We start from the raw sequence: 14,345 nt of genomic DNA, 5'->3' as shown, positions 1-14,345 counted from the left end.
TCGTCCTTGTACTTTGATTTTTTTATTTGGATGTAGTATTATTTATGGCTGGCTTTATTATTAAATTATCGTCAATACCTGGATTTAAAAATTTAGAGGAACAGTTTTATAATTTAGCACTCCAAATTGTTTATAGTCAGAAACTATCTGACAAATTGTTCGAAAATAGTAATGAGGAGTGAGGAAGAATGTTATTTTTTGATATAAGCTCATGGGATCCCCATGATAGTGAAAAGGTAATTGAACATTTTAAGAATTTAAGACCACCTGCAGGTATTAATGTAATTAACCAGTGGGTAGACCTCAATGGGGGCAGGTATTTCATTCTCTATGAGGCAGAAAGCTCAGAAGCGTATGCAGAATTCAATATTCCATGGTCGGATGTCTGTGTGATAGACAGCGTACCTGTAATGGAATCCATAGATTTCATAAAACTTATGATTGCAAAGGGACTGTGATTCCCTTTTTTCCTTTATTGTTCAATTTTTGTCTTTAATTAGCAGGCATTAATGTGATTATTTTTTTACTGTCTCCTATCTTCACAGTGAACTCCCCATCAGGCAGTGCACTGGTATCATATTTATGATAAAAATTGCCCTCTTCGTCTGCCTTGATAGTCTGGGTAGCTACAAAATCGATCTTTACTTCCTTTTCACCGTCCTGTGCGTTTCCCTCAACTACGATCTCATAGTTTCCGGCTGGAACGTTCTTTTCGAAGAATTCAGCGATTCCGCCCTCGGCGTCAAAGCTACGCTTAAAATCCACGAACATATGAACGATAAAGTTCAGATCATCGACTTTTTGTGATCTTACCAGAAAACTGTTACTTCCTCCGGGTATTCTGATATTTTTGAATACGTATCTATATTCATTATCAATGACCGGGGTGTATATTGTGAATGAAACTGCCATTCCTATAGTTTCACCGGGATTTGTTTTTCCTTCTATATCCAGTATATCTCCTGTGCAGGGTGAGGGTGGATGAATGCTCCATTCATCCAATGGTGCATCCGGATTCCCTCCTGTCTGTTCATATATCAAAGAATAAAGCATCTTTGAAAAAAGCAGAAAGAGGTTGTCGCTTTTGCTAAAGTTTATTCCTCCGTTTTAGGGTTAAACATCCTTCTCCTCATCATCAGAGCCAACGAGTTTTTCTATCTTTTCCTCGAGACTTTTAATTATATCTTTGAGTTCCTGGACCTCATCTTTTGTAGCAACATCAGCTTTGCTGAAGGTATCTTGTACTTTTGATGAGATTTTTTTCTCAATTTCTTCCTTCTGTTTCTTTTGTTCGTCGATAACCTCACGAACAAATTTCTTACCCTCTTCTTTTTTGATTTCCCCATTCTCGATAAGGTCGTCGGCAATGTCCTGTATCTTCTCTTCTGTCAATGCCCACAAACCGATTCCAAAAAGACCAACCTTTTTCATGATTTCTGTGATATCTGAAACGTCTTTCATTTTAAATCTCCAGTGATTAATTATCCTGTGTTACAATAAATATCTTATTCTGGGATATGCCTGGCTTGACACCGTCAAGTTTAGTGTTAAAATCACAAAATGTCAGGCAAACTAAAAAAGGAAATAAAATAAAAAAGAATATAATCTAAAAAATCAATTCCCAGTCAGTTCACTGATATCATGCTCAAGGTACTTTGCATTACTCATTTCAATGAGTTTGCTGCATACATCATCCGGTTTGCCATCCATGATTATCTTTGCTTTATCAATAAGAATGGCTCTGTTTGCAGCTTCCTTTACAAAGTCCATGTGATGACTTACAAATATGATGCTTGTACCAAATTTCTGATTAATCTTCTTCAGGGAGTTTGTAACATCTCTGAGGGTGACCGGGTCAAGGTCACCGAATGGCTCGTCAAGGATCAGTATTTCAGGGCGTGATACAAGTGCCAGTGCAATATATGCTCTAACATGTTCTCCGCCGCTTATCTGGTAAGGGGTTTTATCGAGTATTGAAAGTGGAAGGTCAAGAGCTCCAAATATCTCGACAGCATGCTCATCGACATCCTCTCTTGTGATCTGTGGGAATAGCTTGGAATATACTTCAATGGACTGGTTTATTTCCCGAAGCGTCTTGTCTTTCTCTTCTTCGTTAACTTCAGTTATCCTGTAAAGTGTATCAAGTACTTCATCCGATATACCAAGTTCTGCAGCCTTTTGTCGGGCATAATCAAGTGATCTTTCACCTTTAAGACGCAGTTTGAATGCCATTTGGTCTCTGATGGTAGAATGGGGCGAAAGTGTGAACTCCTGATGCATGATGCTCATCTTCCTGCGCAGGTCCATGCGTTGGAGGGTAAAGTCGGTGATGTTCATCCAGTTTCCATCATGCAAATAACTGATATCTCCTTCTTTTGGTATCCTGAGGCCAGCTATCATCTTCAGAAGTATTGTCTTTCCTGCACCGGAAGGTCCGATAAGTGCAGTAATATCTCCTTTGTTGATGTCAAGTGAAAGGTCTTCAAACTTTAGCACTTCTCCTACCCTCAAAAGGACAAAACGGTTTGAGAGTCCTGTTACCTTTATTATCGGGTCATTATCTGCCTTGTCGGTAAGTGGAACCTGTTCTTCGATATCCTTCAGGAAATGTTTCAGTACGTTTTCAGCTTCGCCAATCTCAATGATCTTGCCTTCTTCCAGGTATGCGACCCTGTCTGCAAGGTATAGATGGACTTCAGGGAGGTGTGAAACGATGATAATAGGGATGTTCAGTTCTGTCTTGATGTTCTTAATGAGATCAAGCATGTCCTGTTTTGTGCCGGGACCGGTCATGGTCACAGGTTCATCCAGAAGTAAAAGTCTTGGTTTTGCTGCAAGCTGGCGTGCAAGTATGAGTCTTTGCTTCTCTCCACCGCTCAGAAGGTTTGCAGAATGCTTTGCCTTGTTCTCAAGTCCTACAAGACGCATGTAATACATGGCTTCTTCGTATAACTCATCATAGTTGAGGTCATCAGGTTCTGGGAGTCCTTCGTGACCTTCTATCAGGAAATTCAGCTTGCGAATTATATTCTCAATTGCAGGTCCGTTCCAGAGCCCAAAATTGCGCTGAAGGTGTATTGCACTTTTGCGTGCAAGAAATTTCTGTTTATCTTTTCCTGCATTTGGCTCGATTCTTTCCCCATCAAGTTTGAAATAACCGGAATCAAAATCCTCAAGTCCTCTGAGTATTTTTAAAATGGTGGTTTTGCCGCATCCGCTTTTCCCGGTAACTCCGAGGATTTCTCCGTCTGCAACATTGAAACATATGTTATCCAGAATTCTTTTATTTTCGTTATTGAATTCATACTCTTTTACGACATTGCATACTTCAAGCATCATCAGACCTCCGTGAATGTTGCAGCTGGTATGAAGAGATATTAGAAAAAAAGGATAATCCTTTAATAATTACTTCTTGATAGCTGAGACCAGCTCTTCTATCTTTGCAGTGACATTTGAACTCTCTTCAAGAATCGTTCCGGTTACGATCATGTCGGCTCCTGCAAGGGCGCATAATTTTGCAGTTTCACCGTCACGTATTCCGCCACCAACTATTAGTTTGTTGTCTCCAAGAACATGTTTTACCGCACCTATCATCTCGGGAGTCACTGGTGCATTAGCACCGGAGCCTGCTTCCAGATAAGTGTAGTGCATGCCAAGGTATTTTCCTGCAAGTGCATAGGCAACTGCAAGCTCAGGCTTATGTTTTGGTATGAGTCTGGCATCGCCTACCCAACCAACCGTTCCTCCAGGCTCCACTATTAGGTAAGCCATAGATATCGGTTCAATACCACTCTTGTAAACAAGCGGCGCTCCCATTGCCTGACTGGTCGTGATGAAATTGATATCACGGGAATTCAACAGGCTCATGAAGAATATAGCATCAGCATATCGGCTGACACCGGCTGCGTTGCCTGGGAACAGAATGGTTGGTTTGTCTGTCTTCTCTTTAATCTTAAGGAGTGTCTGATCCAGAACTACTCCTCCGGCTCCAGTGGAACCACCGACCATGATGGCATCCGTTCCTCCTAGAGTTGCAGCATATGCTATCTCTGCAGCCTCTTCCGGAGTCTGGGATGCCGGGTCGATAAGTGTCAAGTGAACTGTACCTTCGCTTTCTGCGATCTTATTGAGGTACTCTTCCACTTGCATGAAAACGATCAGCCACCCTTTGCTTCCTTGGACTTCATACGCAGGCCCTTGTTTCCGCATTTCCTGCATCTTGTTGCACGGACTGCATTGCGAGCATTGCATTCCATGCAAATCTTCTTAATCAGTATTCTATTTTCAGCTTCTGGAAATCTTGCCATTATTTTCACCTAAATGATTGTAATATGTATTATGAATTTGAATGATAGGCTGCTTACATGATGCTCAAAACATATAATTGTTTTGGCAAATCCGTGCTCATTTTCGAGTCCTATTAAATAGTTCTGTCATACTATTCTATGGTATATATATTGCTTCCGGATATTCTTTCTTACAGGAAAAACTATTTATCAAATATAATAATTAATAATGAACGATTACTATGGTCAATGATGATAAGGAACAAAGAAGGCAGGAATGGTACGAAAGGGTAAAAAAAGAGGGGAAGCTCAAAAGAAGTCCTAAAGAGGAACACGACGCAAAACTGAAGACTCTGCAAAACCCTGTCAGAAGGAACATCCTCAAAACTCTGAATGAAAAGAAGATGACATTCGACGAACTAAAGGTCGAATTCAACCTTGAAGACATGCCTCTGAAAATGAACCTTGGAATGCTCGAGGATACTCTGTACATTGAAAAAGAGGATGAGATCACCTATATCATCACACCACGTGGCGAGGACTACCTTGAGGGCGTCGAACCAAAGGACGAACCAAAAGGTGATCTGAAGAAAAGAAGAGATGAGTGGTACGAGGAAGCAAAGAAAGAAGGCAAGCTCAAGGAGAATCCCACTGAGGACCACAGGGCTGGTTTGAAAGCCATGCAGAATCCTGTCCGAAGGCACATTGTTGAAAGTCTGGGTGAAGGCAAAATGACTTTTGATGAGGTCAAGACCAAGTTCGATCTCAATGATGTACAGGCTAGGCTGAATCTTGATATGCTTGTGGATACCCTCTATATCGAAAAAGAAGATGAAACGACTTACGTTATCACAGTACGCGGCGAGGCATTCCTTGAGAATGTTGATTCAAAGCACCTTTAACTCTAATAATGAGCCACCAAACGGTGAATTTTAGTCAAATGTCTGTAAAAAAAGGTGGCAAATGGGGTTATATCCCCATTCTATTTTAAAATTTATTCACTCAGTTTCGCAATGAGTTTCTCTCTTGCTTCACGGGCATCAGCGCGTCCCTTTGTCTTCTGCATAACCTTGCCCACAAGGAAGTTCATTGACTTTTCCTTACCTGCATGGAAATCTGCAACAGCTTCAGGGTTCTCAGCAATTGCCTCCTCTACTGCCTTTGCCACGATGTCATCCTCTACTTTGAGTAGTCCTTTTTCTTTGACAATATCCTGAGGTTTTCCTCCGTTGTCAAGGATGGTGCGTATAATCTCAACACCACTACTTTCTGTGATCTTCTCCTCGGTTACCAGAGTGATGATCTCTGCGATGTCACCCACATTGAAAGCATCAATATTCAGATCACGGTAATTGAGTTCTCCCTTGAGGATATCTGCAACCCACACTGCCGCTGCCTTTGGGTCTACCTTTGCTGCCACATCTTCGTAGAAGTTGGCTACCTTTATCTCAGTGGTGAGCGCCCTTGCGTGCATGTCGATGATGTCGTATTCTTTGACAAAACGCGCTCTTTTTGCATCAGGAAGTTCCGGCAATGTTTTAAGTATCTCCGGCACTCTGTCTGCCACTCTTAAAGGTACAAGGTCAGGTTCAGGGAAGTAACGGTAGTCATTCTCAGTTTCCTTGGTACGCATGGACAGTGTCACACCTCTGGCCTCATCGAAGTGCCTGGTTTCCAGAGTTATCTCGCCACCACGTCTGATGTGGTTCTTCTGTCTCATTATTTCGTAGAGCAGTGCCCTTTCAGCACCCTTGAAGGATGAGATGTTCTTAACCTCAACACGCTCACCCATAAACACGGAGACATTGGCATCTACCCTCATAGCTCCCTCAAGGTCACCATCGAAAACATCAAGGTAGTCGAGTATACTCCTGAGTTTGTCAAGATAGCGTCTTGCCTCTTTTGGGCTTCTCATATCCGGTTCACTGACAATCTCAATAAGGGTCATTCCGGAACGGTTGTAGTTGATGAGTGTACCCTTGGATTTGTCAATGCTTCCCATGTGCTGAAGCCTTCCGGGGTCTTCTTCCATGTGAGCACGTGTAATTCCAATGACACGTTCCCCATCCTCCCCTTCAATGACTATCTTCCCTTCACCTGCTATCGGGAAATCATACTGGGTGGTCTGGAAGCCCTTTGGAAGATCAGGGTAGTAGTAGTTCTTTCTGTGGAACTGGGTCTGCTCAACAATGCTGCAGTTCAGTGCAAGCCCTATCTTCATGGCGTATTCAACTGCCTTTTCGTTGATGACGGGTAGTGAACCTGGAAGTCCCAGGCATACAGGGCATACATGAGTGTTAGGTTCGGAGTCGTGGTATTTTGTGGAACAGCCGCAGAACAGCTTTGTGTTGAGCTTGTTCAGCTGGACGTGAACTTCAAGTCCTATTCTGACTCCGTCAGGGTTCTCGTAAACCATTATGCCACCTCCCGGGGTCTTCTGGTATGGTGATTGGTGTTCTGCTCAAAACAGTAGGCTGCCTTGATGATGGTATTCTCATCGAATTGCTTGCCTATTATCTGCAATCCAACAGGCATGTCGTCTACAAATCCACATGGTACTGAAATAGATGGCACACCTGCAAGGTTGATAGGTACTGTGTTGACATCTGCGAGGTAAAGTGAAAGTGGGTCCTCTATCTTCTCGCCTATCTTGAATGCCGATGCTGGCATGGTAGGTGCCATAAGCACATCAACATTAGCAAGAGCCTTATCAAAGTCCTGCTTTACAAGTGTCCTTACCTTGAGTGCTTTAAGGTAATACTTGTCATGGTAGCCCGCTGAAAGTGCGTAGGTTCCAAGCAGTATCCTTCGTTTGACCTCTGTTCCAAATCCTTCTGCACGTGTCTTTGATGCCATAACATGCCAGTTTTCGCCTTCTGCACGGAGTCCGTATCTGGTTCCGTCAAAGCGGGCGAGGTTGGATGAAGCTTCGCTCATGGCTATGATATAATAAGATGCAAGTGCATATTTTGTGTGCGGCATGGATACTTTCTCGTAAGTAGCTCCCATGTCCTCGAATTTGCTGATGGCATCCCATACAGACTTTTCGACATCCTTGTCGATACCCTCTCCGAAGTACTCTTCAGGCACACCGATCTTCATTCCTTTTACATCATCTTTCAGGGCATCGCTGTAGTTGTTCTCCCTGTTGATGGATGTGCTGTCCCTGCTGTCATATCCTGCAACAACGTCCATGATTGTTGCTATGTCTGAAACGGTTGTTGCCAGAGGGCCAATTTGTTCAAGTGAGTTTGCATAGGAGATGAGTCCGTATCTTGAGATGCATCCGTAGGTTGGTTTAAGTCCTACCACACCACAGTATGCTGCCGGACATCTAACTGATCCGCCGGTGTCTGATCCAAGGGATATAGGTGCTTCACCTGCTGCAACAACAGCGGCACTGCCACCTGATGAACCTCCGGGAACTCTGCTCATATCCCATGGGTTGAATGTAGGTCCGTAGCAGCTTGACTCGGTAGATGTGCCCATGGCGAATTCGTCCATGTTCGTCTTTCCAAGAATTACTGCACCTGCTTCCTTCAACCTCTCGATGACGTGTGCGTCATATGGTGGCACATATCCCTGAAGTATCTTTGATGAGCAAGTTGTAGACAGTCCTTTTGTGGATATGTTTTCCTTGATTGCGATTGGAATTCCTGCCAGAGGTCCATCGTGGCCGTTTGAGTCAATCTCACGAGCTGTGTTAATAGCTTCGTCCCAGACGGTTGTGAATCCGTTTATCTTACTCTTACCGATGGTCTCGATGTAGGCTGCTGTAACCTCCTCGGCTGACGAGTCCGCAATCTTCTGCTTTATGTTTGAAATGTCTGTCCATGCTGCCATTTGCACACCTCACATGATCCTTGGGGCTTTGAAATTGCCTTCCTGCTTGTTCTCGGTGTTTGAAAGCACATCTTCCTGTGGCATGGATGGCTTAACAACATCTTCCCTGAATACGTTCATAATGTCTGCAACATGGTATGTAGGTGGCACATTTTCAGTATCAACTTCATCGAGCTGTTCGAAATAGTCCAGCACTGAGTTGAGCTTCTGCGCATAAGCATCGGATTCTTTCTCATCGATTTCGATGCGTGCGAGCCAGCCTACGTGTTCTACTTCTTCTTTAGTGATCATCGTAAGTTCCTCGAATTTGAAATAGGGTATAATGTGTAGATATTTAAGTGTTAGAAAAGCAGACGATTATATTAAAAATGTTGGTTAAGATAAAGCATATTGATATTCTCAAATTAGGCTATTTTTCTCTCCATTCTAATTTGGTGGATTTATATTCTCTTAAATGGAGCAAGTGAAATCTCTAAATTTAAAGCTTATATATTTCAGATCGCATGCTATCTCTTTCTCTAATTTTATTTTTTAGAATTAAGATTGTTAATCAAAATATTTTTCTATATTTCGACCAATTTGCATAAATATATTAGGCGCCTACTCTGAGGTAAGACTCTGAATCTTTCAGATGGTTGGTGATTATACTTTGAAAAGACAGTTTGAATTTGATTTCATGAGGTCTATTGCTATTTTATTAATTTTATTAACTCATTTGCCTGGGTATGGAATAGGTTCATTAACCTCAATAAATGAGTTCTTCCATGTTGGTCATTTAGGGTTAGGTCTCTTCATATTTATGAGTGGATATTTGCTTTATGCTACAACTTCTAATCTAAAATCAGGTAATATTTTTAGTTTTTACAAAAAAAAGTTAATTAGGATTTATCCTCTCTATTTGATCGCTTTAATCTCTTTCTTTATAACATTTGAGCTTATTTTCAAAGATATTGGTTTTGATTTTGCGTTACCGTTTAAGGCGAGTTTTACTTCTTACTTAATACACTTCCTTGGAGCTCAGGTATTGCTTGCACCAGAATATGTCACTCCAATTCTGACCTTATGGTACATTGGATTGATTCTGTTGTATTATCTGCTTTATCCAGTACTGGTAATAAAATCCCGGAATCTTAATGACATAGTTTTGAGGTCCATCTTTATTGTTGTAATATTTGCCGCTCTTCATGTACTTTTCAATATTATTGAGGTCCGTTTTTTCTATTATTATTTTGTATTTATCACAGGTATAATCTCCAGCCACAAAAACATCTTCTCGAACATGAATTTCAGTAGATTTATTCCAATAATGCTTATTTTATATATCAGCACATTCCCGGTTTTTCGTCGTATGAGTTCACTGAACATATTCGGCGAGATTTTTATTATTTATATGTTAGTTGTGCCTTTCATTTTTTTGACATATTATGCTGGCAGAAAGATCTCGCAAATCTCTTCCGTGAGATTACAGAATTTTTTCTTACTTGTTTCAACGTCATCTTATTGCGTATATCTTTTCCATCGTCCAATCCTTGCTTTGTTTTATAGTGCAGGTCTTATGTTCAATCCCTATATTGGTGGGTTAGCGGTATTACTTCTTGGTATTCCGGCAACGTTCGTAATCGGATATTATATTCAGATTTCTGAGTCTAAACTTCTACACAAAAAATGATATTTTATTCTTATGACCAAAAGCGATGCTCATTTCCCTCAGAGATATGGGCACGTAAATGGCTGACTTTGTATTCTTTCATAAATCTGATATTTTCTGATTGATACGATTATGTCTTCTTATTTTGTATTTTTTGATGTTTTAGAACCTTCTTTTATTTTAATCTGTTAGGACCAATGAGTATTTTGTATTAATATAATTGCAAATAGGTGTTAATCATAAACTATATATTGTGTTAGTACTGTAATACTGACAGTTATCATGTCTGCAAAAATAATCTTCGAAAAAATAGGGACATTTATAGAAAAATGGCCCATGGGAATTATTATCGTAGCGATTCTCCTGATGCTTGTGGCATTTCAGGGCGCAGGCCTGATAGAGCATAAAAGTGGAACTGACACTTTTGTTGAAAAGGGGTCGGAGATTTATCAGAACTATGATCACATCTACAAGAGTAATTTTGGAAGCGAAGTTGTAATGGTGCTTGTAGATTCTGGCGATGTCCAGGAGTCCGAAGTTCTGGCAGCAATTGACAATTTTGATGCCATAATAGAACAGGACAAGGATGTAGAGAATGTTATCAGTATGGCATCTCTGGTTAAAGATGCAGCATATTCCATGACCGGTCGTGCTGAAATACCAGATAATGACGACACGATCCTTACAATTATCGATCAATTGCCTTCTACTTATGTTGACCAGTTCATGCCTGATACTACGCATACGATCATCATGATCCAGATGCCTGGAAATATTAACGAGGAAAGCAAGGCAAGGGTTCTTACCCAGGTTGAGAGGACAATCGAAGTGGTTGATTTTCCTGCCGGTACCACCGCAGTTGCAACAGGTGAACCTGCATTCAGAATAGCAATGTCAGAGGAGATGAGTTCCAGTCTTCAGACAATGCTTCTTCTTGCATTTGTTCTGATGATAATTGCCCTGCTTATAGTGTTCCGGCATGTAAGATGGAGTCTTCTGCCAATACCTGTCGTTCTTATTGGTCTGATATGGACATTCGGAGCAATGGGTTTCCTCAGTATACCCATGACAATGGCATCCATGGCGGTATTTCCTATCCTTATCGGACTTGGGGCAGACTATGCTATCCAGTTCCATAACCGAATGGAAGAAGAGCTTGCAAAAGGCGAATGTGTCGAAGAGGCTATAATCGATACAATAAAACACACCGGTCCGGCAGTTGGTGTTGCCGTTGTGGCTACATGCCTTGGTTTCGTTGCCCTTCTGATATCCCCGGTCCCGATGATACAGGACTTTGGAAAAATGAGCCTTATCGGGGTACTCCTGTGTTATCTTGCTTCTATGTTCGTTCTTGTTTCCATATTGTACATACTTGACAGACGGGCTGAAAAAAAGCAATGCGCTGGCTCTGGGAAACGTGCTCCTGTAAAGCAGGCAGAACCAAAGGAAACTGCTATTGGAAAGCTGCTTTCCAGAGTCACAATGTTCTCTGCAAAGAGGCCATTGATCATCATTGCTCTAGCATCTATCCTTGCAGTTGCAGGACTATATGCTGATGAGCGCGTAGGGGTACAGACCGAGACAAAAGACTTTGTACCGCAGGATATGCAGGCCTTGCAGGACCTGAACAAGCTGACCAGTGTCATGGGCGGCATAGATCAGATCAACATTATCGTCAAAGCTGATGATATAATGGAGCCGGATGTGTTGCAATGGATGGTGGATTTCTCTGAAATGGAAGAAGAAGGCAATAGTCATATTACAGGCTCCAGCAGCATCGGTTCACTGGTATACTCGGGTTATGGCTCAATACCTTCTGACAAAGACACGATTATTGCCATTACAGACAGCATGTCTTCTATTGTCACTGATCAGTACATAGAAGGTAGCAATCTCGGTATTCTGAACCTGAAACTTGAGAGTGATCTCTCTTCCAAACAGGTTTCAGCCACCATCGATCAGATAGAAAGTGATCTGCAGTGGTACACTCCACCAGCAGGTGTTTCGGTAACTGCTACCGGTTCAAAGGTAATGTCCACTTCCATTATAGGTGCTCTCACATCAGGCAGGACTCAGATGGGATACCTCGGAATGGCTATCATCTTCCTTGGTATGCTGGTTATCTACAGGGACTGGTTGAAGGCCCTGTCCACAATATTGCCAATTGTGATGGTAACAGGATGGATTGGCGGTGTGATGTATCTCCTTGACATGGCCTATAATCCTTTAACTGCTACTCTTGGTGCTCTTTCAATAGGCATTGGAGCTGAATTTACAATACTTATGCTTGAACGGTATTTTGAGGAACGTGATAAGGGTATAGAGCCATATGATGCCATGGAAAAGGCTGCTTCCTCAGTAGGGCCAGCTATCATTGCATCGGGTTCTACTGTAATATTCGGTTTTTCAGCCCTTATAATATCATCATTCCCGATGTTAAGCGATTTTGGAAAGGTTACGGTTATAGCTGTGGCTTTTTCGTTGTTCAGTACAGTTGTCGTCCTGCCACCTATCATGGTAAACCTGGATTTGTGGAGATCAGGACGGAAAGTATCAGATAAAGTTGCAGAAAAAAATATAGAGAATAATAAGGTGAGTATATGATTTCACTTAAAAATGTAAAGTTGCTTACAATCGCACTCCTGCTAATTAGCAGCATGCAGGTTGTATCCGCAAGCATAGATGATGATGTTGTTTCAGAAATTGCAAGTGATTATTATGATGTGTATGGAGCCCCTCATTTGACAGCAAATCTCGCCTGCGATGATGTATTCGAGAGGGGTGACGAAGCAATCCTGTATGTGAACTTGATGAATGACGGGCAGATTACAGGATACGAAGCAGATGATGATGAAATAGAAGATGATTTCAGGGATGGCCAGATTGGTGAAACTCTCACAAGGTCATTTATGTCAGCTGAACTTGCGTCTGACAGAGCTATCACAAAAGCAGAGTCCATAACCGCAACACTTTCACTGGTGGATTCTGATGCTCCTATAGATATCCAGCTTGACACATTGCTTCTGGGTTCTATAAGTTCAGGCAAATCACTTGATTCACCCGCAGCTTTTCCTATCAAAATATACGACAATGCAAAGGCTGGTACTTATGATCTGAAGCTTTATGTGACCTACAGGTACCAGAAGGATTCAGCTGTCACTCCTCCATACGGCGATACTTACTACTGGTATGAGGATATGAACGAGACAATGTACGTTCAGGTGGTCGTTGAGGATGAACCATATTTCAAGGTGATTAAGACTGAATCTGATCTTCAGGCAGGGGACCAGGAAAATATCAATATCACATACGCTAATACCGGAGATGATATTGCATACGATTGTATCGCAAGGATAAGTGTTGTTGATCCTTTTACGACCACAGATGATGAGGCCTATCTTGGAGACATGTATCCAGGCGATTCAAAAACCGCAACCTTCGAGGTAAACGTTGCAGATGATGCTACAGTGAAGACATACTCTATAAACTCTGAGGTCAAATATAAGGATGAGCATGACGAGAGCCAGTATTCCGAAGGTCTTAAGGCAACTGTAGGTGTTGATGCTTCCGAATCTAAGTTAAACGGAACTACTATGGTTGGCGCTGTTCTTCTGGTTGGTTTCATTGGTACACCTCTGTATTTGAGATCAAAGAAAAAGGGTACGAAAGAAGAAAAATAACAAATAGAAGGTAATTAACTAAGGACGATTATGGATGAATTGATCGAATCACTTCAGCGACTGGGTCTTACTTCTTATGAAGCGAAGACGCTGGTCGTACTTACGCAGTACGGGAGTGGAACTGCCGCGGATATACACGCACTTTCGGGGATACCGCGCTCTGCTGTTTATGGTGTCATAGATAAGCTCACAGACAAGGGGCTTATTGAGACTCAGAACACTAAGCCTATGCGTTACAAGGCAAAGGCTCCTGATACGGTGATCAACCGGCTGAAAGTAGATTACGAGAACGCCGTTATTTTTTCCCTGGAACAACTTGAGCTTCTCTACCATGCAAATGCAGGAAATGTGGAGGAAGATTCCGTATGGAGTATCAGCGGTGTGCAGAATGTTAATGATAAGATAGTAGGGATGCTGGAATCAGCCCGGGAGGAGATCATATTCGCTTCTTCATATTCCTCGTTGAACAGGGTAATTGAAGTCTATCCTATAATGGAAAGCATAAAGCAGGCAATCATGAAAAAGATCAGCGAAGGTGTGAAGGTAAAGATCACCGGACGGGATAAAAGCCATGTTGATGACATAGCAGAAGAGTTTCCCGGAGTAGAGGTTAGGGTATATGAAGAAAAGCGCAATGCCACTCCTCTTAAGGGCGGGATACTGGTAATCGACAATGAAGAACTCTTGATTGTTACTGTAAAGGATGAAAACTTTCCCATGAACCTTAATGCCACATGGTACAATGGAAAAGAACATGTACGTATTTTCAAACATTTTATTGAAGCAGAGTGGGATACTTCCAGACCGATTAATATTTGATGCGTAATTTTGTTATGTACGTGTGACATATTCTCAAATAATTGCATCTTTTGGAGGTTTAATCAATGG

Annotated in this window: 14 protein-coding genes; 6 read left to right on the top strand and 8 right to left on the bottom strand. The window is 41.8% G+C overall.

Annotated elements, in window-relative coordinates; translation table 11 throughout:
• The first annotated feature begins 188 nt into the window (after positions 1–188).
• Positions 189–458 (top strand): DUF3303 family protein, encoded by a 270-nt coding sequence (locus QZZ23_RS01370; RefSeq protein WP_292466392.1) that lies wholly within the window; start codon positions 189–191, stop codon positions 456–458.
• 34 nt (positions 459–492) lie between these two features.
• Here the strand turns inward: QZZ23_RS01370 and QZZ23_RS01365 are convergent, their stop codons facing one another.
• From QZZ23_RS01365 to QZZ23_RS01345, 5 genes are all read right to left on the bottom strand, one after another.
• A complete protein-coding gene (locus QZZ23_RS01365; protein WP_292466391.1) occupies positions 493–1,041 on the bottom strand; it encodes a hypothetical protein in 549 nt (182 codons plus the stop codon).
• Between the two features lie 72 nt (positions 1,042–1,113).
• The gene (locus QZZ23_RS01360; protein WP_292466390.1) at positions 1,114–1,461 is read right to left on the bottom strand and encodes a hypothetical protein; all 348 of its coding nucleotides are present in this window, start codon (positions 1,459–1,461) and stop codon (positions 1,114–1,116) included.
• Between the two features lie 153 nt (positions 1,462–1,614).
• Positions 1,615–3,339, bottom strand: coding sequence for an ATP-binding cassette domain-containing protein (locus QZZ23_RS01355; RefSeq protein WP_366931290.1), 1,725 nt, complete (start codon positions 3,337–3,339; stop codon positions 1,615–1,617).
• 66 nt (positions 3,340–3,405) lie between these two features.
• Positions 3,406–4,149 (bottom strand): geranylgeranylglyceryl/heptaprenylglyceryl phosphate synthase, encoded by a 744-nt coding sequence (locus tag QZZ23_RS01350; RefSeq protein ID WP_292466389.1) that lies wholly within the window; start codon positions 4,147–4,149, stop codon positions 3,406–3,408.
• An 8-nt stretch (positions 4,150–4,157) separates the two neighbouring features.
• Positions 4,158–4,307, bottom strand: a complete 150-nt coding sequence (locus QZZ23_RS01345; RefSeq protein WP_292466388.1) for a 50S ribosomal protein L40e — start codon at positions 4,305–4,307, stop codon at positions 4,158–4,160.
• A gap of 221 nt (positions 4,308–4,528) precedes the next feature.
• Between QZZ23_RS01345 and QZZ23_RS01340 the strand changes: the two genes are divergently transcribed.
• Positions 4,529–5,188: a hypothetical protein gene (locus tag QZZ23_RS01340; RefSeq protein WP_292466387.1), complete on the top strand. Its 660-nt coding sequence runs from the start codon at positions 4,529–4,531 to the stop codon at positions 5,186–5,188.
• A 92-nt stretch (positions 5,189–5,280) separates the two neighbouring features.
• On the opposite strand, the gene gatB is transcribed toward QZZ23_RS01340, so the two are convergent.
• Genes gatB through gatC form a run of 3 tightly spaced genes read right to left on the bottom strand, consistent with a single transcriptional unit; the run spans position 5,281 to position 8,420 of the window.
• On the bottom strand, positions 5,281–6,702 hold the full coding sequence (gatB, locus tag QZZ23_RS01335; RefSeq protein ID WP_292466386.1) for an Asp-tRNA(Asn)/Glu-tRNA(Gln) amidotransferase subunit GatB: 1,422 nt from the start codon (positions 6,700–6,702) through the stop codon (positions 5,281–5,283).
• On the bottom strand, positions 6,702–8,129 hold the full coding sequence (gatA, locus tag QZZ23_RS01330) for an Asp-tRNA(Asn)/Glu-tRNA(Gln) amidotransferase subunit GatA (protein WP_292466385.1): 1,428 nt from the start codon (positions 8,127–8,129) through the stop codon (positions 6,702–6,704). The genes gatB and gatA overlap by 1 nt, the downstream gene beginning before the upstream one ends.
• A 9-nt stretch (positions 8,130–8,138) precedes the next feature.
• On the bottom strand, positions 8,139–8,420 hold the full coding sequence (gatC, locus tag QZZ23_RS01325) for an Asp-tRNA(Asn)/Glu-tRNA(Gln) amidotransferase subunit GatC (RefSeq protein ID WP_292466384.1): 282 nt from the start codon (positions 8,418–8,420) through the stop codon (positions 8,139–8,141).
• 340 nt (positions 8,421–8,760) lie between these two features.
• Between gatC and QZZ23_RS14640 the strand changes: the two genes are divergently transcribed.
• From QZZ23_RS14640 to QZZ23_RS01305, 4 genes are all read left to right on the top strand, one after another.
• Positions 8,761–9,798: an acyltransferase family protein gene (locus tag QZZ23_RS14640; protein ID WP_366931289.1), complete on the top strand. Its 1,038-nt coding sequence runs from the start codon at positions 8,761–8,763 to the stop codon at positions 9,796–9,798.
• A 261-nt stretch (positions 9,799–10,059) separates the two neighbouring features.
• Positions 10,060–12,381, top strand: a complete 2,322-nt coding sequence (locus QZZ23_RS01315) for an RND family transporter (protein WP_292466382.1) — start codon at positions 10,060–10,062, stop codon at positions 12,379–12,381.
• Positions 12,378–13,457, top strand: a complete 1,080-nt coding sequence (locus tag QZZ23_RS01310; RefSeq protein WP_292466381.1) for a hypothetical protein — start codon at positions 12,378–12,380, stop codon at positions 13,455–13,457. Before QZZ23_RS01315 ends, QZZ23_RS01310 begins: the two co-directional genes overlap by 4 nt.
• Before the next feature lie 30 nt (positions 13,458–13,487).
• On the top strand, positions 13,488–14,276 hold the full coding sequence (locus tag QZZ23_RS01305; protein WP_292466380.1) for a TrmB family transcriptional regulator: 789 nt from the start codon (positions 13,488–13,490) through the stop codon (positions 14,274–14,276).
• Positions 14,277–14,345 lie beyond the last annotated feature (69 nt).

It is taken from the genome of Methanolobus sp. (assembly GCF_016278385.1).
Taxonomy (GTDB): Archaea; Halobacteriota; Methanosarcinia; order Methanosarcinales; family Methanosarcinaceae; genus Methanolobus.
The sequence above is the reverse complement of the archived record's forward strand: the minus strand, read 5'-3'. Positions and strand labels throughout refer to the sequence as shown.